The sequence below is a fragment of the Roseibium sp. genome (genome assembly GCF_965232425.1).
In the GTDB taxonomy this organism is placed as follows: Bacteria; Pseudomonadota; Alphaproteobacteria; order Rhizobiales; family Stappiaceae; genus Roseibium.
The window spans coordinates 214,829-235,615 of sequence record NZ_OZ246971.1 but is presented as its reverse complement, the minus strand read 5'-3'; the positions used below and the strand labels follow the sequence as shown (position 1 = coordinate 235,615).

Sequence of the window (20,787 nt, the reverse complement as noted above, 5' to 3'; positions counted from 1 at the left end):
CTTTTGCTTTACGGTTGCATGAATTCAAGGGCATGCTTCAAAATGAAATCAGTTCCTTGGCGAAGGTGTTTCAAGTTCCTCAAATGCTTCAAGCCGTCTCCCGTACGCTGTCGCGCATGTATCGATACGACCCGGGCGCCCTGCGCCTCGTCAGGGGTATCCATCTGACGCTTGCGGTCGTTGCCGCCGCGCTGATCGCCGATCATGTCGGCAGCCTTGCGCAGGGCATTCCGGGTTTTGCCCTTGCGGTCATCTGCGCGTCGGCGGCCGCACATGTGCTCATGTTCACCCCGGTTTCAACCCGGCGGCGCGAGGCCGGCGAGCTGGTGCGCTTCGGGGCGGTTCTGACGGGCCTGGCCGCCACCGGTGCCCTGATCGGCGCCTTGTCCGGCAACGCTGCGCCCGTGGTGCTACAGCTGATCTGGATCGGCGTGATCGCGCTCGGTTTCGCGCTGGATGGTCTCGGGCCTTTCTGGCTGCGCGCAGGGCGCATGATCTCGATTTTCTGGCTGTTCGTGATCATGTCCAGTACCCCCCAGTCTCCGGGCCTCTGGCTGCCGCTCATGACGGTGCTCAGCGTTTTGATTGCAGTCCTGGCGCGGATTGGCCTTTGGCGGCCGTCGGCACGTCGGACCTACGAGCGCGTCGCCGCTGCCAACCGCAAGGCGATTGCCGGTTATCTTGACCATGCCGCGACCGGCCGCTCGCGGAGCGACAAGACCAGCCGGGCCGCTCTTCATGACCTTGCCGGACTGCGTGCCGAACTGGAACTCTCCGCGGAGCTGGCAGGCGCGGAAGGTGAGCTGCGCGGCCTGTCCGCGGAAGCCGTGGCGATGATGCGACTGGCGCTGGAGGTCGTGCGCAACGCCCTTGAAGCGCTCTCTGCCGACGTTCGGCGCGATCTGATCGCCAATGAAACCTACCGGTCGTCCCTGAAAGAGGTTTTGCGGCGCATTGAAACCGGTCGGGACGGATCCGATGCCACGCGGCCTGATCTGGAGTGGGCACGCGGCGCCGCCAGATTTGGCAGGCAGGACACGTTCCAGATCCTCCGGATTGCCCAGGCCTTCGACCGTTTGTGGCAGCTTGCCGGGGGAGACGAGGTGATCGAAGCCGGGGCAAAGGATGCGCCTGCCGGAGGGAAAGGGTCAGGTCTCTGGAACCGGGTTTCCTGGCGGCTCGCGGCACAGGCCAGTGTCGCGGCAGCCGTCGGCTATGGCATCGGCCACGTCTTTCAGTTGAGCCACGCCTATTGGATCACGATCACCGTCATCGTGGTTCTGTGCAGCAGCCTCGGTGCGACCATTCACAAGACGGCACAGCGGACTGCCGGGACGCTGGCCGGCTTTGTCGTGGCGATGTTGATGGAACCGCTTCTGTCGAAGGTGCCGGAATTCAGGCTGTTCCTGATCGTGGCGCTGCTGCCGCCGATCATCATCCTGTTCGAGCGCAACTACGGCATCGCCGTCGGGATCATCAGTTTCATGGTGCTGATCGGACTGGAAGCCATGACCGGCCTGCCGGTCTCTGAATTCTGGGACCGGCTTTACGACACCCTGATTGGCGCGGGTGCCGGACTGGCGGCCGCCTGGCTGCTGTTTCCAAGGCGCAGCGGCGAAGGGGTCAAGGGGCTGGCGAGCGCCTATCTGCTCTCGTGCAAGACCTTCCTGAGCGAAGCTGGAGACACGTCCGGGACGGACCGGGCCGCCTATGCGTCCTTGAAGGACAAGGCACGGGACCTGATGGGCGCTGCGCAGAATTACCGTGCGGAGCAGATCCCCTGGGCGTCGAGTGCGCGGACAAGCGGGGATCTCGATGTCCTTGTGATTGTTCTTGCCGACTACGTCATCCTCTACCGCCAGGCGCGCAATGCCATTCGAACGGAAGTGGCGCAAAACCGCCGGGAGCCTTCGGTTGGCGATCTTCTGGAACGCATGGACCAGCGCGTCCTCGAGGAGTTCGATGCCGTGCTGCAGAACCGGGCGCAGCAAACGGTGCCTGGGCTGGCGGAAGAGTGGCTGGCCGCGATGCCGGCCCCTGAAACGGCCGACATCGACCTGATGACCGACTGGGTGGCAACACTCTACTACGCCCGGAAAGTCGTACGCTGCCTGCAAGGGCTCCGGCAGGAACACATCTGGAGTGCGACGTCGGACCTGAACGCAAGTGCCCCTGAAACCTGAACCTCGGACCTGAGCCTTACCGAATATTAATTTCAAGGCCTTGATCCGGCTGCAATTGCCCGTAAAGACTGTGTTTTATGTCACAATTTCAACCGGCGCTTTGTGCAAGATTTGCGTGTCAGCAATCGGGCACCCCGCTTGGCCCGGAGGAGGAACAACACATGCAGTTTAAACGAATTCCGCGCGGCCTCACGGTCTGCGCCGGCCTGTTGGCAATGATTGCAGCCGGACCGGCAAGCGCCCAGACGGCGCAGCCGGTCAATGCCGATCCGACGCCGCCGCCAACCTACGACTTCGTCCAGCAGGCGGGCGAGATGTCCTATGACGGCACCTCCCTGACACTCTCGGATGCCAACACGGGCGTCCTGTTTTTCTCCGACAGGCCGTATCGTGTGGGCGGCCAGATCTCGAATGCCGATTTTGCGGACTACTGGAATTCCGATGACGGTTTCAAGGGGGATCCGCCCAATGCGGTTGTCTCTGTTCTGAGCGAAACCGGAAAGGCGCCTGCGCTCGTCGAACTGACTTCGGCCAGGACCGACGGGTCATCAATGGTCTACGGCGTGACGGTGTTGCGGGGCGATTTGCCGGAAACGGCAAAAGGCGTCGCGCTTTTCATTGACCGCAGCGCCCGCCAGCCTCATCACCATCACGGCCGGGCAACCGCAACTGCGCCGGGATCGGTCGGTTTCGAGCCCTATGGTCCCTATTGCTACCACTCGCCGCAGGACCCGCGCTGCCGCGCCTGGCATCATCCCTATCACCCGTATCATCCCTACTATCCGCCTTACCGTCCGTACTACCCGCCGTATGGCCCCTACTATCATCCGGGCGCCTATGCTGCCGGCGTAGCGACCGGCGCGGCGATTGCCAACGCGGCGAACCAGCCGACCTATTACTACTATCCGATCCCGACCGGACCGTTGCCGCCCAACTGCTGGATCAACTCGCAGCACACACAGATGGTGTGCACCGTGAAACTCCAGTAACCGGGGAAACATGGTTCAGGGCCCGCACAGTGCTGCGGGCCCTTTTTGCGTGGTGCAGGACAGCCTGGATCCGGCCGGCGGGAAAGATCAACACGTTTGATGCGTTGATCAATTTGATTTGCTGGTGTCCTTCGTCCGGCGGGCTTATACCAACCTCAATAAGCAAGAACCTATTCGACCGGGACATGAGAGTGTTCCGCAAGGAGCGTGTCGCAGGGCGATGTGGGGCATCGGCCAAGATGCGCAACGCGGCGGAACGCTCTCATGTCGCGGCCTCCGGTGGTTTTTTCAGGCCCGCCGGACTGCGTCGCGCCGCTTGACCGGCCAACCAGGCCGACCTGCGCACCGCTCCTTGCCGGCGAACCTGAAAAAGACCATCGAACAGGTTCTTACTTGTTGATGTTGGTATTACCCCTCGGTGTCAGAAAACAGGAGCCGACAATGACTGACCAGCCCGCACTGATGCCGGAAGAGATCCGGATTGCACGCAAGTTCAAGGTGGACGGGAAGGTTCAGGGCGTTTACCGCACGCCGTCCCCGGATGATTTTCAGACGGCGCCCGCCGAGCACCTCGAGCTGAGCTTCGAGGGGGTTCCCGGAGACCGGCACGCCGGTTTCACCCGCAAGTCCGGAGGACGGGAACCTTGGTATCCGCGCGGTACGGAAATGTGCAACGAACGGCAGGTGTCGATCCTGTCGGTCGACGAGCTTTCCGAAGTCGCAGCCAGAATGAAGATCGGGGAACTGAAAGCTGAATGGATTGGCGGTAACATTCTGGTTTCCGGAATTGCCAACCTGACTCGCATCCCGCCCCGCACCCGGCTGGTCTTCGAAGGCGGAACGGTGATCCGCGTTGACGGCGATAACGCCCCGTGCCGCTTTGCGGGTGCGGCGATTGCCGCGAATTACCCCGATCGCGAGGGGCTCGACCTGCTGTTTCCGCAGGTCGCGCGGGGCCTGCGCGGCCTTGTCGGCTATGTCGAAAAACCCGGCGTGATCGAAACCGGTGAGACCGTGACGGCGCATATCCCCGAACAGTGGATTTATCCGCGGTCATGACGCTAGTCTGGCTCTGGTTCAAGACTGAAAATTACCGGAGACACGCATGCTTCCAATCCATCACATGGTCGGCAACGCGCCGCAGCCAGTTGCCCCGTTTTCCCATGCCGTCGAGGCTGACGGCTGGGTCTATGTCACCGGGCAGATGCCGACACTTCCGGACGATCCCGAGGCGCCGTTGCCGGACGGCATCGAGGCGCAGACCAGACGGGTGATGGAGAACCTCAAGCTTGTGCTGGCAGGCGTCGGCCTCGGGCTGGAACACGCGGTCTTTGCGCGCGTCTACCTGACCGAGTTCAAGCGTGACTATGCCAGGATGAACGAGACTTACAGGGCGTTCTTCCCGCCGGACAAGCTGCCGGGCCGCACCTGTGTGGGCGTCTCCGGTCTTGCCGTGGATGCCCTGGTCGAAATCGATCTGGTCGCCAAACGGCCTTAGGGTACGGACTCATAAATGAAGTCAATTTGGTTTGGATCGTTTTGACCAGCTGCGAGGAGCGAAAGCGTAGGAAATGTGGTTCATTTTCAAGCCTTTCGCGACGTGGCGGATGGCCAAAACGGCCAAATCCGGAGGACGGCAAAATGGCTTTACCTCGCAGCGTCACCGCGCTTGATCGGGCAAAAGCCCGCTCTGCGCACGCTTCCTCGCGAGATTTCGCCATTTCTGCCGCCAAATCGGCTTCATTTATGGGTCCGTACCCTAGGGTATGACGCGGATCAGCCGGACGGGTCCGGGTCGACCGAGACTTCCTTGTTGCACCCCCACTCGCTGAGAATGTCGTTCATCGTCTGGACAACAAAAAAACGGGCCGCGTCCCGGTCATAGCCTTCTTCCAGCAGTGTGTCGTACTCTGTCAGCGCGTGCCGGACGTGACTGGTGGTCGCCTGCCAGAGTGCTATCGACGGCGGCAGATGGCGCAGGTGAGCGGAAAGCGCGATGCCGAGTATCGCTTCCGCGTCGCTCATCGGGACCCTGGGTGCGAGGCTGCGCAGGGCCTTGCGCATCTCCTTCTGCCGCTTTGTGCCGCCGCTCAAGAATGGGTCTCCCTGACATCGCGGTTGGCGCTGACATCCATTTGGTCAGGCGCTGGACAGTCTCAGTTCTTCCATGCCGTCCGTGCTGGAGAGCGCGAGACCGGCAACCGTTCCGTTTGCGCGTGCGCTTTCCAGGATTTGGTCGAATGGTAGCGGCGGGGCGAAGTGGTAACCCTGTACCAGATTGCAGCGCAGGGCCGACAGCAGGTCGAGCTGTGTCCGGTCCTCGACACCTTCCACGACACAGAGCATTTCCATCGAGCGGCAAAGGTTGATGATCGACGTGATCACGCCGCTTGCGACGGGTTCGTGGATGCCGGCAACAAAACTGCGGTCGACCTTGACGCAGTCGATCGGCAGGCGGTGCAGATAACCCAGGCTCGAATAGCCTGTTCCGAAATCATCCAGTGCCAGTTTGACACCTGCACTGCGCAACGTCTGCAGGCACTCCTCGGCGGCTTCGTAGCTGCCGATGACCGAGGTTTCGGTGATTTCGAAGGTGATCAGCCTTGGATTGACGCCGTGACGTTCGATGGCGTCAAGCAGCGCATGGACGGTCACCGCCGACGTGATGTCCTGGGCGGACAGGTTGAAGGAAAGACTGAGGTCCCCGGGCAAATCCTTGATCTGCCGGACAGCCTTGTCAAACAGGGACAAGGTGAGGCGGTTGATCTGTCCGGTCCGTTCCGCAACCGCAATGAACCGATCCGGAGGGACGCTTTTCAGGACAGGACTGTGCCATCTCGCCAGGGCTTCGAACCCGACCACCGTCTTGTCGGGCAGGGAGACGACGGGCTGGAAATAGACCTGGAACTCCGCGTCCAGGTTGGCGTTCTGCAGGGCTGTTTCGATCGCCCGCTCCGACCGTATCCGCGCCTCGTGCTCTTCGGAGTAAACCGTCGTATGGCCGCGTGAGGTTGTCTTGGAATTGTAAAGCGCATAGTCGGAGCGGTCGAAAAGGGCGTGCGCGGTTTTTCCGGCGTCCGGATAAACAGCAATGCCGCAGGACGCGCCGACGGACAGCGTGAGATCTCCGATCTTGTAGGGCTCGGTGATCAGGTCGCAGATCGACTGACCCGCATTCGCCGCCTCGTTGGTGTCGCCGTGGAACAGGAAGCCGAATTCGTCACCCCCGAGCCTGCAGACCTCGACATTCTGCGAATCCAGTGCCTTGAGCCGATTGCCGACCTCCATCAGAAGCTGATCACCAAGCTGGTGCCCGTAGGTGTCGTTGATCGGCTTGAAACGGTCCAGATCGACGACGCCGACGGCAAACCTGGTTTCACTTCCCTCAACGTCCCCGATCAGCGCCTCGAGCCGGTTGAAGAAATAACGGCGATTGGGAAGGTCGGTAAGTGCATCCGTCTGGGCAAGCCGCGCATTTTCCGCATTCAGGCGTTCGGTTTCCTGCTGCTTGGCTGCAAGGTCGGACTGTGACTGCACCAGCTTGCAAAAGCCCCGGTAGCCGCTGATCAGAACCTGGAGAACGACCAGGCAGACCAGAAAGATGTTCATCGCGATTGCGAAATAGACGTCCTGATCCTGCCGGACATAGTAGACCAGATAGGGCACTGTGACGATGAACATGACCGCAAACGCGGCCTGGGGCAGGTTCATCAGGCAGAATATGCAGCCGATCACGGTGATCGCGATGAAGAGTGCCACGTGGCCGCGTTCTTCCGGACCGCCATAACCGTCGAGAGCGAGCGACCAGGTGATGTAGATGGCCGCCATCACGCTGCCCAGAATGACGGTCTGACGCATTTTCCGGATGGCGTCTTCCGGGCCCAGGGTGACATGCCTGGCGCGGATCCAGGCGACCATGCGAATGCTCGTCAGAATGAGCATCGGCACCAGAACGCCGACAGTGAGGTAGACGGGTGCCACGTCGTAATGGGTATACGCGACGGCAATCGCGTTCACCATGAGCAGCGCGTAAAGGGAGGGGATCTGGGTTTTCAGTTCGTTGTACTGCGCTTGCGCGATTTCCGGATGGCGCGGGTCTATCGACATCCATCTCAGAAAAACCCGGATTTTTTCCATCAACTCCTCCAACTGGACTGTCTCTTAACGGAAGAAGCTAAAAGAAAGGTTAGAGTACCTACTTTTAGTTTAGGCAAAAGAGTGAATTTGCTTCCGATTGTATTTTGTCAGAACTCATAAAACCAGAACTGTTTCTTGCGGCAACCTGTAAAAACCGCGCTGACTATCAATCCAAAGAGGATTGGGCATGCTTTTGCAGAGACTTTTCTGAAGTTTCAGGAATGTCAGTGGCTTACGCCAATCACTGGAATCAATTTCGGAACCCGCTGGCCGTTGAAGGTCGCAGTCCTTTTTTCTCTCTCGTCGAACGACAATTTGATAAGAGAACTATTTTTTAATGCGAAACCGGCCCTATATTGAAGCCATGGCCGACCGTACGAGAACCCGCCTCCTAAACGCACTCAAGTCATCGGGCCCGCAGACGGCTGCCGATCTTGCGGACAACCTGAACGTGACATCGGTCGCGGTGCGGCAACATCTTGACGGAATGCATGGTGAGGGACTGGTCGATTTCGAGGATGTCAAAGGCTCGGTCGGGCGTCCGAAGCGTGTCTGGGGACTGACGGCCGCCGGGCACCAGCAATTTCCCGACAGCCACTCGACCCTGATTGTCGGGCTGCTGGAAGGGCTGTCGGATCTCTATGGCGAAGACGGCCTGGAAAACCTGATTGCGCATCGCGAAGCGAAAACGGGCCAGCTTTACAAGACGGCCATGAGCGGTGCGCAAGACTTGCACGGCCGGGTCGAGATGCTGGCGGATCTGCGCAGCCGGGAAGGCTACATGGCGGAGGTCATCCGCGAGGACGGCGCTTTCCTTCTGGTGGAAAACCATTGTTCGATCTGCGCCGCGGCGACGGCCTGCCAGGGATTTTGCCGCTCGGAGCTCACGCTCTTCAAGGACGTCCTCGGCCCGGAGGCCAAGGTTGAGCGCATTGAGCATCTCTTGTCCGGCGACCGCCGCTGCATGTACAGGATAACACCTTGCGAACGCGCTGATACCGGCAAGTAGACCGCTGGGGAAACATCCCGTTGAGCGGTGATGTGACCCGGTCGGGGATTGACCGGATCCCGGTACACATTGTCACCCCGGGCATTGCCGGTTTTGGAAGACCATTCAGGAGTACGTGGCGTGGCTTTTGCCAGACCGATTTTTGCCGGCTTGATCGAGCGTTACTTCCGTCCGTTTGAAACGCACTTGAAGCCGCTGGAACTGCCGGTCACCCCGATGCCCGACAAAGGCCCGTTGAGACTGGTCTGGCATTTCGCAAGGATGTTCCGCAGGCAACTCGTCATTGTCTCGATCCTGGCAATGATCTCGTCGCTGCTCGGACTTCTGGGGATCTGGGCGATTGCGTTTGTCGTTGACGGCGTGACAGCCGAAGGTGCACGTGCGTTTCTTCTCGGAAACATGTGGATCCTGGCCGGTTTCTTCGTCCTGTTCGTCATCGTCAGCCCGCTGGTGTTCCTGTTGCGGCAGACATTCGCCTTTCAGACCGTCCGCATTCTCCTGCCTGCCGCCATGCGCTGGCAGGCGCACAAGGCCGTCGAGATGCAGGATCTCGCCTTCTTCGAGGACACGTTCGCAGGGCAGGTCGCCTCGCGCATTGCCCAGGTGACAATGTCGGTCCATCGCCAGATGATGCTGGCAATCGAAACGATCCCCTTTCTGATCATCCAGTTCGGCGGGTCGTTCCTGTTGCTGCTTGCACTCGCCTGGCCGCTTGCGGTCCCGGTCTTTTTCTGGATCGCCGCAAATGTTCTGGTCGCCTGGCTGGCAATCCCGACCTACATGCAGCGCTCCGCCAAGGTCGCCGCTGCCAACTCCCGGGCGACCGGCGCGATGACCGATGTCTATTCCAACATCGCGATGGTGAAGCTGTTTGCCGCAGAAGACTCCGAGGCCGGTGCGATCCGCAAGGTGATCGGCGAAACGATCGATACCAGGCACAGTGAAAACCGGTCCTATATCCTGACCGACAGCAGCGTCTATTTCCTCAACGTGCTCCTGATGCTGGCGGTTGCCGTGATCGGCTTCTGGGGGCTTGTCGGGAACTGGGTCACGCTCGGCGACTTCGTGGCCGGGCTGACGGTAACAAGGTCACTGTCGGCCGCCTCTTCCAACTTCATCAGCGTCGGACAGTCCATCACCAGCACGCTCGGCACGATCAAGGATGCGATGCCGATCATGACCAGCAGGCCCGAGATCAAGGACCATGCGGGCGCCGGGGACCTGACCGTGACACAGGGGCAGATCCGCTTCGATGCGGTCTCGTTTGCCTATCAGAAGGACCGCAAGCCGGTTCTGGAGAACTTCGACCTGACCATCGCCCCGGGAGAGCGCGTCGGTCTGGTCGGTCTTTCAGGCGCTGGCAAGTCGACGGTGATTGCGCTGCTCATGCGCCTGAGGGACGTGTCGCAAGGCAGCATCGCGATCGATGACCAGGATATCAGGGACGTGACGCAGGAATCGCTGCGCCGGCAGATCGGGGTCGTCACCCAGGACATCTCGCTGCTCAACAGGTCGATCCGCGACAACATTCGCTACGGCAAACCCGCCGCGAGCGATGCTGAAGTGATGGCCGCCGCACGTGCATCCGAGGCCGAGGCCTTCATTTCCGAGCAGAGGGACAGCAAGGAACGGGTCGGGCTGGACGCGCATGTCGGTGACAGGGGTGTCAAGCTGTCCGGCGGGCAGCGGCAACGGATCACCATCGCCAGAGTGCTCCTCAAGGACGCACCGATCCTGATCCTCGATGAGGCAACATCCGCGCTCGACAGCGAGGCGGAACTCGCCATCCAGCAGAACCTGGCTCAGATGATGGAAGGAAGGACCACGCTCGCGGTGGCCCACAGGTTGTCGACCATCGCGGCAATGGACAGGCTCGTCGTCATGGACGGTGGCCGCATCATTGAAGAGGGAACGCACCGCGATCTCCTGGCACGCGGCGGTCTCTACGCCACCTTGTGGGAACGCCAGTCGGGCGGCTTCCTGGCACACGCTGCCGAATAGGCGCCCGGGTGCGGGGTCGGGCCGCCAAATCGGCGTCATTTATGGGTCCGTACCCTAGTCCTTTTTTCGCCTCAGGATGACCTTGAGATGCCACTGCTCAAGGGCATAGGCCGTCGTTTTCTCGCGATAGAGATCCTCAAGGCGGCCGAAGAATTCGTTCTCCAGCGGCGCCGTATCCCTGCCGTCGCCGACCGTTGCTTCGAACAGGCCTGCACGCAACGAGCTTGCCGCAAAGGCTTTGGTGTAGCCGGCATATTTTCTGGCGTAGTCCGCAGGATCATTCACAGAGGACACAAAGACATCACCGCCACCCGCAACACCGGCAACGTCGATCGTATCGACCTCATAGAGGTCGGCAAGACCCGACCCCTCTTCGAAGGGTTGCCGCGCTTCCTGCGCGGTCAGGAACCAGAGCCCGAAAACGAAATTGTCTGCGGCGCTACGGTCAAGCAGGCCTTCTTCGGCCATGGATGCGGTCACGGCCTGCATCGCACGGTAGATCCCGCGCCCGGATGCGGCCGTGCCGTTGATTTCACCGGCTTCCGGAACGGCGCCGATGGTCGATACGAACAGGTACCCGCCCGGCTGAAGCTCTTCTGAGCGCAGGCGCAGGAACCGGATCCAGTCGTCCTTTGCCTTTTGCCACATCACCTGCCTTGCGTCGCCGGTCAGGTCGGCAAACCAGACGGTGTCGGGGGCGTGAAGGCTGACGGTCGACCTGAGCCAGTGACTTGCGAAGAAACAGGTGCCCAGGGAGACGGAGCGATCGGCGACCATGCGGTCATAGAACGAGCCGACGGCGGCTGAAACCAAGGGAGGATGCGGGCGGTTCAGGTAACCGCTCTTTCCCGCGACCAGGTTCATGAGCGTGTTCCAGTCGTTGCCATGCTGGTCTGCATGACAGACGGAAACGGATTTCAGGGCAGTCTCACGGCTCCAGGCGTCGAGAGCGGGCCGCACCGTCTCGACGGCGCTTTGTCCGGGACCGCACCCGTAATCGGTCATGTTCAGGTCATGCGGAAGGTTCGCGACGCGCCGCGCAAGGTCCGCGATGATCTCCGAGTTTCCGAGCGCATGTTCCTTCTGAGCCCGCGAGTTGGCGTCATAGTCGACCATCCCCTCCGTCGATGGCGATGTTCCCTCGTCCGCTGACATGTCGGTCCCCCCTCAAAAAAGCTGTTCTACGGCAATCGCCGTCGGAACCCGTATAGGATCGCCCACTTTGATGGCGGCGTGAAGACCTGATTCGATCGTCGTGAACCTGCAGCCGGATCAGCGCTGGCTCACGCTGTTCTGCCACGCGGTGCCGCGGACAAGGTGAATTCCTCATCCGGCGTGGTCGGCGGAAGCGGGACAGAGAGTGCGCAGCATGTGGAGGACGCTCGTAACTTGCCGACTTTGGTCAACGCCGTGTTGATTTTACAAAATCCGGCAGACAATAATCACCGATGGACAAGCGAGAACGCGCAGAACTCTTCCGTGAACGGCTTTCGGATGCCATCCGCAGCCGTGACATGAACCGCAGCGACCTGGCGCGCGGCGCAAACCTTGACCGCTCGACCGTCTCGCAACTCCTGTCCGAGGAGGCCCCGCGCCTGCCGAACGGCCAGGCGCTGGCATCGATTTCCACGGCGCTTGGGGTGTCCGCGGACTGGCTCCTCGGTCTGTCGACACATCGCGGGGCTGCGGCGGAGATCCTTGATCAGGCGGTTCAGATCGCCGAAACCGACCGGCATCCGGTCGATGAACACCTTCTGGCCTGGTACCGCGACGCCGTCGGGGCGAAGATCCGGCACGTTCCGGCAAATCTGCCTGATGTTCTGAAAACGGATGCGGTGCTGGCCTATGAATATGCCGGCGAGACGCTCCGGACCGCGGACCAGGCCATCACCGGCACACGCGACCAGAGAGCACTGCTCGGACGCGCTGAATCGGACATGGAAATCGCGCTTTCCAAGGAAGCCCTTGAGGCGTTTGCGCGCGGCGAGGGACTTTGGTCCGGTCTTTCTCCCGACGAACGCAGGGAACAGCTGGAGGTCATGGGAAAGAGCCTCTCCGATCTCTATCCCTCCCTGCGCCTGCACCTGTTCGGTGCAACGGACCGGTATTCGTCGCCCTTCACTGTTTTCGGCCAGAAATGGGCGGCCCTCTATCTGGGGCAGCGCTACCTCGCCTTTTCCAACACGCGCCACATTCAGCTCTTCGCCAGCCATTTCGACGATCTCGTGCGACATGCCGTCGTCAGGTCGCACGAGGCCGGGGCATTCGTGTCGCGGCTCGCGGAAGATGTCTGAGAGGGCCGGGCACCGTCTTTCCTGAACCAGTTGCAGGCATGACCGGGCGCAAGGATCAGCGGTCGTAGCCTTCCGGAGTGCAGTTTTCCGACGGTTTCAAAAGGGAAATACCGGGAATTGACGCGAGGCATGGACGGACAACTCTCTTGAATCCCTGACGTGCAATTGCCAAATCCTGCACTTGATGGTCGATTTTTCTTGACAAATGAAAACCTTTGTGTACATATGTAAACATATTGAGACAAACGAAGACGATTGGTGACGTCTATGCCGAAGAGTATTCCGATCAGCGTCAGGCTCAGTGATGACGATGTGGCCTTTCTCGCGGGCTATGAGGTTCAGGGCGCTCGAACTCCGAGCGACAAGATGCGCGAAATCCTGAAAGCGGCCCGCGAACGAGAGGAAGGCGTTCAGGACGTCGCCGCGTGCGAAGACCTGCTTCGCTCGATGGTGCGGCCTGCGGAAAGGGGCTTGCGGCAATTGCAGAGGGAAACCGGGATAAGGTCCGACCTTGTCATGAAACTGTATGAACGATTGCCCGAAATGCTCGCGGAACTGATTGCGTCGGCCCCCGGGCCTGAGCAAGGCGAGCAGGATCTGGTAAAATTCGAAGCCGCCTTGTCTGCGGAACTGTTTTCGGTGATCGAGGAGATTTTCGACCTCGGACTGACAACACCGAGCCGGACGTATGATCCGGCGCTGATGGACAAGCGGCTGGAGCCGATCCTGGAGGTCGCCCGACTGCTGGATCAGAGGCGCGCGGCGAGGGACTGATAGTTGCCCGGCAGCAAATTCATGGCGCCGGGGATTGGAGAATGGGGCTGATGAGGCCGGCCGGCGATTGCCGTATGCATCGCAATGCGTGATGCCCCGGATGTATTTGTTTTTGACTTACGGACGAAGATGAACGGAAAGGAAGGAAAAAAATGGCAGAAGGTCTTGTAGCGCGCGTAACGCGTCTGGTTTCCGGCGGTGTGAACCAGTTGGTGGACTCCATTGAAAACACTTCCCCCGAAACCGTCATGGCGGAGGCGATCCGCGAAGTCGACCGGGCTGTCGACCAGGTTCGTGATGAACTGGCCGGTGTGCTTGCGAACAAGCATCTTGCGAACACGCGGCTTGGGGAGACGACCTCGCGTCACGAAGAACTCCAGGGTCAGATCGCCCTGGCGGTGAAAGAGGGGCGCGACGATCTCGCCGAAGCAGCGATTGCGCGGCAGCTCGATCTGGAAGTCCAGATCCCCGTCCTGGAATCCGCCGTTGCGGAAGCCAGCCGCGAGGAAAAGGAATTGGAGGGCTACATAGGTGCGCTCCAGGCCCGCAAGCGGGAAATGGAAGCCGAGCTCGACAACTTCCGCCGTGCCCAGCAGCAAAGTGCGACGGACGGTGCAGCATCGGGTGCAGCCGCACCCAAGGACAGTGTCGAGGGCAAGACACGCAAGGCGGAAGAAGCCTTCGACCGTGTCATGCAGAGTGCGACCGGCCTGCCGGGGACGCAAACGGCCGACAGGGCCGATGCAACCAAACTTGCGGAGCTTGAGGACCTTGCCCGCAAGAACAGGGTTTCCGAACGCCTTGCAGCATTGAAGGCGTCGGCGAAAGACGGTTGAACATGTTCGAGTTCATCCTAGCCGGGCCGAACACGCCTTTCGCGGTCGCTCTTGGCCTGATGATTGCGATCGCGCTCGCCGAAGGTGTGGGCACGCTCATGGGACTGGGTCTGTCGAGCATGATCGACAGCCTGCTTCCGGAAGTGGACCTGCCGGATGTGGATCTCCCCGAAATCGACGCGCCGGAATTCGACGCGGACATCCAGGGAGGCGCACTGCCGGGAAATCTTGAAACGGTTGCAGCGGGAACGGAAATTTCCGGGCCGGGACAAGGGCTCTTCAGCCAGATCCTTGGCTGGCTCTGTTTCGGGCGGGTGCCCGCACTGATCATCCTGGTGATCTTTCTCACCGGATTTGGCCTCGTCGGTTATGTGCTGCAGGGCCTTGTGCAATCGGTGACCGGTTTCCTCCTGCCGGGTATCCTGGCATCTGCCGGGGCGTTCGCGGGGGCGCTGCCCTTCACACGGGTGACGGCGCTGGGGCTGTCACGGGTCATGCCCAAGGACGAGAGCGATGCCGTCTCGCGGCAGACATTCGTCGGCAAGCCCGCCGTCATCGTTCAGGGCCACGCCAGGCCGGGACTGCCTGCACAGGCGCGTCTCAGTGATCCGACCGGACAATCTCACTACGTTCTGGTCGAGCCGGACGTGGAGGGCGAGGTGCTTGAGCAGGGGACGGACATCATCATCGTCCGTCAGCAGGGCCCGCATTTCACCGCGATCAGGAACACGAACGCGACTTTGACCGGCGCTGACGGCTGACGCCCGCGCCGGGCTCATGAATTTCATCAAAAGAAAAAGGGAGTTGTAAGTTATGGACCAACTCATAAGCATTTTGATTCTCGTCGGCATCGGCTTTGTGGCCCTGCTGGCAATCGGTTTGATCATTTCCAGGCTCTACCGCCGGTCTTCAAAAGAAGTCTCCTTCGTACGGACCGGTTTCGGTGGCCAGCGCGTGATCATGAATGGCGGAACGCTCGTGCTGCCGGTGCTGCACGATGTCATTCCCGTCAACATGAACACGCTGCGCCTCGAGGTGCGCCGTTCCAACGACCAGGCCCTGATCACCAGGGATCGCATGCGCGTCGACGTTCTGGCGGAATTCTACGTCCGCGTTCAGCCGACCATCGAATCCATTGCCAACGCCGCACAGACACTGGGTCAGCGGACCATGAAACCCGAAGCCCTGCGCGAACTGGTCGAAGGCAAGTTCGTTGACGCCCTGCGCGCCGTTGCCGCTGAAATGGCAATGGAAGAGCTGCACGAGCAGCGCGTGAACTTCGTTCAGAAGGTGCAGGCTGCCGTTTCCGAAGACATTCTGAAAAACGGTCTCGAACTGGAATCCGTGTCGCTCACCGGCCTCGACCAGACCAACCGGGAATACTTCAACCCGGAAAATGCCTTCGACGCCGAAGGTCTGACCAAGCTGACCCAGGAAATCGAGGAGCGCCGCAAGAAGCGCAACGACATCGAACAGGAGACGGAAGTCCTGATTCAGCGCAAGAATCTCGAGGCGGAGCAGGAGCGTCTGCAGATCAGCCGCGAGGAAGAATTCGCCAAGCTCGAACAGCAGCGCGAAATCGAGATCCGCAGGGCCGAGCAGTCCTCGCTGATCGCCAAGCAGCAGGCCGAGCGCGAGCGCGAAGCCGAAGAAGCCAAGATCCTTGCAAGCCAGAAGGTCAAGGAAAAGGACATTGAATCCAACCAGGCTGTCACCGAGCGCCAGATCGCGATGGACCAGCAGGTCCGCGAGCGCGAGATCTCCAAGGAGCGGACCGTCGAGGCAGCCAATGTCGACAAGCAGAAGCTGATCGAACTGGCGGAGCAGGATCGCGACATTGCCGTTGCCGCCAAGTCGCGTGAAAAGTCCGAGGCGGAGGCCGAGGCAGACGAGGCAAGGGCCATTGCGGCGCGTGCGGCCGAACAGGTCGCGACCGCGCGGGAAACCGAGGTGGCAGAGCGTGACAAGCAGATCGAACTGATCGAAGCCCGCAAGGCTGCCGAAATGGACGCGGTCGCGGTCACCGTCGGTGCGGAAGCCCAGAAACAGGCGGCTGCCGATCATGCCGAGGCCGTTCGTATATCGGCGGAAGCGGAAGCCGCGAAGCTTCGCATCGAAGCGCAGGGTTCCGCGGAAGCCGACAAGCTCCGGGCGGAAGCCGAGAAGGCTCTCTACGAGGTGGAAGCCGCCGGTCAGCGCGCGATCAACGAAGCGGCCAATCTGTTGTCGCCGGATCAGATCGCGATGCAGGTTCGTGTCAAGCTTCTGGAGCAGCTGCCTGAGATCATTGCGGAAAGCGTCAGGCCGATGGAGCAGATCGACGGCATCAAGATCATCCAGGTCGATGGCATGACCGGAGGCGCCGGTGGTGCCGCCGGCAGTGCCGGGCCGAACGGAGGCGGCGGTGGAAACCTCGCCGATCAGATGGTCTCGTCTGCACTGAAGTACCGCTCCCAGGCTCCGCTTCTGGATGCCATGATGAAGGAAGTCGGTCTGGACGGGTCCGGTTTGTCCGGGCTGACCAATGGCCTTTCCGAGGCACCCGCCAAGGAAATTGACCCGGTCGAAACCGGCCCTGTTGAAGCTTTGCCGGACGGGTCGATTGATACGGCCGCGGCGGACCCGGCCATTAAGGCGGCAGCGGATAAAGCTCCCAAGCCGCCCAAGCCGGAAAGCGCAGATCCTGCTGCCTGATCGGTGGAAGTGAGACATGTCCCGGCGCCTGTTGGTGCCGGGATATCGGTACGGTCAGGCCGGAACCGGACCGCGCCCCTGAGGCCTTGATCCTCTGGGGTAGTCGGTTTCCGGCGGGATGAAATCTGGTGGAACGGGATGGACTACGAAAACAAGGAAGACCAATTCCACAAGCGCGGGAACCTGTTTCTCGAGATCTCTGCGATCATGATTTTCGTACTGCTGATCCTGTTTGCCGGGGTCGTCTATCACTTCTACACCGAGGTGAACCGGCTTTACGACGACAAGCAGGAGCTTCTCTCCAGGATTGAGGCGTTTGAGCAGCGTCCGATAAACCTCGGGATCAACCAGGACTTCAACCGGTTGCGGAAAGAGCAAATCGCTCTTCGCAGGCAAGTCACGAAGCTGGAAGCAGAGGCCAGGGATTCGAATGCAGCGAATGCAGACATTCCGAATAACGAAATCGAGGACCTTCAGGCGCGCGTCGGCGAACTCGAAAAGCTGGCCGAAGCAGGAAGCCTTCATGCCAATCCGGGGAATGGGGTTGTTGTCTCAAAGGGAAAGAGGCGAAAGGTCATAAACGACATTCAGGTCGATCTCGCCTCCTGTTCGGAGAAGATGATGTACGTGTACTGCGACATCTCTTTGGAGGCTTTGGGAGATGCGGGCCGCAGGGTGGAAATCTCGAACCAGAGCACCCTCCTGGAGGACGAAGACGGCATCACTTATCCGATTTCCTCCTTTTCACTCGGGACCGGAAGCAAGAACGAGGTGCGCCACAAGGCCACGGTGTTCGTGAGCAAGACCCGGCCGGTCAAGCTGCGGTTCCGGTTCTTCGAGCCGGCGGTCGGAACACAGTCATTTTCACTCGCTCAGTTCCAAATAGACGGAACCGGCGTTCCGTTCGAAGAGGTCCGTGTGGAGAGGTGAAAGCGTGTCGGCCGGGAGCCTGTCGGCTGATCGCAAGGCAATTCTGTCCTGGCGGCACAATGGTTTGTACAAGGAAAGTCTTCGTATCATGAGCATTTCGGGAATTGCGAAACGGACCGCATTTCTTTCTTTTGTCTTTTGCTTCGTGTTGCCGGTGCCGCTGGCGCTGTCCGCACCTGAAGTCACGACAAAGAACAACTATTTTTACGTGCCAGGTGCTACCGAGCTGGAAATCACGAAAAATCTGGAGCATCACGCCCGAAAGGATGCGAACTGGGGCAACTTCTTCTGGGCGAAAAACATCTGGTCGACCAACTGGCACATATGGTGGCGGGAAACGGAGAAAGGATGTGTCCTCAGCAGGGTTGATTCATCCGTCGAGTTCGAAAACTGGATACCGCGCTGGCGGCATAAATCCGAGGCCACTCCGGAAATGCGCGCGCGTCTGAGGCGCACGAGCGCGGCAATCGATCTGTACAGGGAACAGATCATGTCCAGTGGCGTGAGTTCCGTCACTGAAATCGGTCAACTTTACACGCGGTTTCCAGCGTTCAAGACCTGTGAAGAGCTGAAAGATGCATTCCACAAACAGGCAACCCGGATATCACAGCTTTATCGCGACAGCGCTGCGGCAATCGCGAAGCGAACCGGAAACGGGACCCGGCTCTTCCCGGACCTCAACGAGCCGGCGGGACCGGAGACACCGGTCCCCGGAAGCCCGGATCTCGAACTGGACGGCTGGTGTCAGATCTCGGACGACAGGGAGACGGTCGAGACACTGATGTGCCGTTACGACCGGTCCTGTGAACCGGACACCGCGCGCTGCAGAATTGATTTCAGCTGGCCGGAGGAACGGGTCCAGGTCCAGTATTTCGACGGCGGACCGGTGCGGTGGAACGACGAACTTGCCGACTTTGCATTTATCAACAAGGCACCCTGTGTTCGCAGAGTGTCTGACAGCCGGATCCTCTGTTTTTCCGAGGCGGAACCGAAGCAACGCTGGTTCTATCACCTGCCTTGAGCGGCCGCCGGTTTGGCGGGGCCGCACCAGGGTCCGGGTCAGTGATGCGACCGGTGGTGGTTGAGCATTCTCGCCGCATCGAGTGACTTTGACGGCTGGAAGCTTTCCGGCTCCGCCATCGCCCAGAATGCCGAGTAGCCGGGGATGTCGTGCACGTCGTCCAGAAGGGCGCCTTTTTTCAACCAGGTGAAGGCGGCATTCGCGGACATGACTTCACGCGGTCCGCCGCGCAGGAAGAAGTGTTCCGGCTTGAACTCGCTCGGGTGATCGAGGCCCGCGGCCGCAGTAAAGGCCATGAGGGACTTCAGCGTGTTCCGGTGAAAATTCGTGACCCGCTCGGCCTTGTCCGGAACCACGAGCGCCTGCTGGCGTTTCGGATCCTGCGTGGCGACACCGGTCGGGCAGCGGTTGGTGTGGCAGCTTTGCGACTGGATACAGCCGACCGCGAACATGAACCCGCGCGCGGAATTCACCCAGTCAGCGCCGAGGCACATGGTCCCCGAAATGTCGAAAGCGCTGATCAGCTTGCCGCTGGCGCCCAGTTTGATGTCGTCGCGTATGCCCGTGGCCACAAGGCTGTTGTGAACGAAAAGAAGCCCTTGCAGGAGCGGGGTTCCGAGCCGGTTCGCAAACTCGATCGGGGCCGCGCCGGTACCGCCCTCCGCGCCGTCCACGACGATGAAGTCCGGTTTGATCCCGGTCTTCAGCATCGCCTTGACGATTGCCATGAATTCCCAACGGTGGCCGATGCAGAGCTTGAAACCGACGGGTTTTCCGCCGGACAGGTCGCGCAGCGTCTTGATGAACTCCAGAAGCTCGATCGGCGTTGAGAATGCGGAATGGGACGCCGGCGAGATGCAGTCCTCGCCGATGGGAACACCGCGCGCCTCGGCGATTTCCTCCGTCACCTTGGCACCGGGCAGCACGCCGCCATGTCCGGGTTTCGCGCCCTGGCTCATCTTGATTTCGATCATCTTGATCTGGGGATCGGCCGCCTGCGCCTTGAACTTCTCCGGATCGAATTTTCCCTCCGGCGTGCGGCAGCCGAAGTAACCGCTGCCGAGTTCCCAGACGAGATCGCCGCCGCCTTCGCGGTGGTATCGCGACACGCTGCCTTCACCGGTGTCATGATAGAAATGCCCGGCCTTCGCACCCTTGTTCAGTGCGAGGATGGCATTGCCGGACAGTGAACCGAAACTCATCGCCGAGATATTGTAGAGCGATGCGGAGTAGGGCTGCTTGCAGTCCGGACCGCCGATTGTCACGCGCAGTTCTTCGTGGTTCTCGTGCTTGGGCGTGATGGAGTGATTCACCCAGCCGTAATGGTCGTTGTAAACATCGAGTTCGGTCCCGAAAGGCAGGACGTCCTCAATGTTCTTTGCGCGGTCGTAGACCATCGAACGGCGTTCGCGTGAAAACGGTTTTCCGTCCTGGTTGCTTTCAAAGAAATACTGTCTGAGTTCCGGTCTGATGGCTTCGAAAATATACCGGAAATGGCCGGAAACCGGATAGTTCCTGAGAACCGCATGCTTGGTCTGCCGCAGGTCGTAGAGGCCGACCAGCGATAGCGCTGCCACGATCAGGAAAGGCCAGAAGAAATGAACACTGACCGCGAACATGAGAACGAAAGCGACAAGCGTCAGGGCAAGGCAAATGGCAAAAACATTGTAGCGGGCAGGAAACACGATGGCTGACCCCTTTTCGGAAACTGGCTGCAACAGTTGTGTCAGGCTGCCGCAGAAAAGAAAAGAGAGAACACCAACGAAAGCACAGCCGCCAAATCCGAATGCGTCGCCCACGTGTCCGCACCGGCCGGAAGACCTGCGCAGAGGGCGGGCCGATAATGCCGCGCCAATCCGTTTCCCCGGAGCGGTTGCGGGCGGTTCACGTCACCGTTTCTGATCGTGAGCCGGATCTTG

17 protein-coding genes are annotated in these 20,787 nt (G+C 60.4%); 13 read left to right on the top strand and 4 right to left on the bottom strand.

What is annotated here, in order from left to right; genetic code table 11:
- Window positions 1–83: 83 nt before the first annotated feature.
- From ACO08A_RS01130 to ACO08A_RS01115, 4 genes are all read left to right on the top strand, one after another.
- On the top strand, window positions 84–2,183 hold the full coding sequence (locus ACO08A_RS01130) for an FUSC family protein (protein ID WP_422039441.1): 2,100 nt from the start codon (window positions 84–86) through the stop codon (window positions 2,181–2,183).
- 161 nt (window positions 2,184–2,344) lie between these two features.
- Window positions 2,345–3,172 (top strand): hypothetical protein, encoded by an 828-nt coding sequence (locus ACO08A_RS01125; protein WP_422039440.1) that lies wholly within the window; start codon window positions 2,345–2,347, stop codon window positions 3,170–3,172.
- Window positions 3,173–3,613: 441 nt separating this feature from the next.
- Window positions 3,614–4,231: an MOSC domain-containing protein gene (locus ACO08A_RS01120; protein WP_422039439.1), complete on the top strand. Its 618-nt coding sequence runs from the start codon at window positions 3,614–3,616 to the stop codon at window positions 4,229–4,231.
- A gap of 46 nt (window positions 4,232–4,277) precedes the next feature.
- Window positions 4,278–4,670 (top strand): RidA family protein, encoded by a 393-nt coding sequence (locus tag ACO08A_RS01115; protein ID WP_422039438.1) that lies wholly within the window; start codon window positions 4,278–4,280, stop codon window positions 4,668–4,670.
- Between the two features lie 278 nt (window positions 4,671–4,948).
- Here the strand turns inward: ACO08A_RS01115 and ACO08A_RS01110 are convergent, their stop codons facing one another.
- Complete coding sequence (locus ACO08A_RS01110) at window positions 4,949–5,266, bottom strand: DUF2293 domain-containing protein (protein ID WP_422039437.1); 318 nt, start codon at window positions 5,264–5,266, stop codon at window positions 4,949–4,951.
- 45 nt (window positions 5,267–5,311) lie between these two features.
- Complete coding sequence (locus ACO08A_RS01105) at window positions 5,312–7,309, bottom strand: putative bifunctional diguanylate cyclase/phosphodiesterase (protein WP_422039436.1); 1,998 nt, start codon at window positions 7,307–7,309, stop codon at window positions 5,312–5,314.
- Between the two features lie 364 nt (window positions 7,310–7,673).
- Here ACO08A_RS01105 and ACO08A_RS01100 point away from each other — a divergent pair, with 364 nt between their 5' ends.
- Window positions 7,674–8,318 (top strand): helix-turn-helix transcriptional regulator, encoded by a 645-nt coding sequence (locus ACO08A_RS01100; RefSeq protein ID WP_422039435.1) that lies wholly within the window; start codon window positions 7,674–7,676, stop codon window positions 8,316–8,318.
- Between the two features lie 120 nt (window positions 8,319–8,438).
- Complete coding sequence (locus tag ACO08A_RS01095; RefSeq protein WP_422039434.1) at window positions 8,439–10,319, top strand: ABC transporter ATP-binding protein; 1,881 nt, start codon at window positions 8,439–8,441, stop codon at window positions 10,317–10,319.
- Window positions 10,320–10,373: 54 nt separating this feature from the next.
- Here ACO08A_RS01095 and ACO08A_RS01090 read toward each other — a convergent pair whose 3' ends face one another.
- The gene (locus ACO08A_RS01090; protein ID WP_422039433.1) at window positions 10,374–11,474 is read right to left on the bottom strand and encodes a hypothetical protein; all 1,101 of its coding nucleotides are present in this window, start codon (window positions 11,472–11,474) and stop codon (window positions 10,374–10,376) included.
- Between the two features lie 293 nt (window positions 11,475–11,767).
- On the opposite strand from ACO08A_RS01090, the gene ACO08A_RS01085 reads away from it, so the two are divergent.
- The 7 genes from ACO08A_RS01085 to ACO08A_RS01055 all read left to right on the top strand — a co-directional run bounded on the left by ACO08A_RS01085 (window position 11,768) and on the right by ACO08A_RS01055 (window position 18,868).
- Window positions 11,768–12,613 (top strand): helix-turn-helix domain-containing protein, encoded by an 846-nt coding sequence (locus tag ACO08A_RS01085; RefSeq protein ID WP_421982208.1) that lies wholly within the window; start codon window positions 11,768–11,770, stop codon window positions 12,611–12,613.
- A 267-nt stretch (window positions 12,614–12,880) separates the two neighbouring features.
- Window positions 12,881–13,387 (top strand): hypothetical protein, encoded by a 507-nt coding sequence (locus ACO08A_RS01080; RefSeq protein ID WP_421982209.1) that lies wholly within the window; start codon window positions 12,881–12,883, stop codon window positions 13,385–13,387.
- Between the two features lie 152 nt (window positions 13,388–13,539).
- Window positions 13,540–14,223 carry a PspA/IM30 family protein gene (locus tag ACO08A_RS01075; protein WP_422039432.1) on the top strand — a complete coding sequence of 228 codons (684 nt, stop codon included), beginning with the start codon at window positions 13,540–13,542 and terminating at the stop codon, window positions 14,221–14,223.
- A 2-nt stretch (window positions 14,224–14,225) separates the two neighbouring features.
- Entirely contained in the window at window positions 14,226–14,984 is a 759-nt protein-coding gene (locus ACO08A_RS01070) for a YqiJ family protein (RefSeq protein ID WP_422039431.1), read from the top strand.
- A 52-nt stretch (window positions 14,985–15,036) separates the two neighbouring features.
- On the top strand, window positions 15,037–16,917 hold the full coding sequence (locus ACO08A_RS01065; RefSeq protein ID WP_422039430.1) for a flotillin family protein: 1,881 nt from the start codon (window positions 15,037–15,039) through the stop codon (window positions 16,915–16,917).
- 138 nt (window positions 16,918–17,055) lie between these two features.
- Window positions 17,056–17,847 carry a hypothetical protein gene (locus ACO08A_RS01060; RefSeq protein WP_422039429.1) on the top strand — a complete coding sequence of 264 codons (792 nt, stop codon included), beginning with the start codon at window positions 17,056–17,058 and terminating at the stop codon, window positions 17,845–17,847.
- 88 nt (window positions 17,848–17,935) lie between these two features.
- Window positions 17,936–18,868, top strand: coding sequence for a DUF922 domain-containing protein (locus tag ACO08A_RS01055; protein WP_422039428.1), 933 nt, complete (start codon window positions 17,936–17,938; stop codon window positions 18,866–18,868).
- A gap of 38 nt (window positions 18,869–18,906) precedes the next feature.
- On the opposite strand, the gene ACO08A_RS01050 is transcribed toward ACO08A_RS01055, so the two are convergent.
- Window positions 18,907–20,487, bottom strand: coding sequence for an FMN-binding glutamate synthase family protein (locus ACO08A_RS01050; protein WP_422041841.1), 1,581 nt, complete (start codon window positions 20,485–20,487; stop codon window positions 18,907–18,909).
- Between the last annotated feature and the right edge of the window lie 300 nt (window positions 20,488–20,787).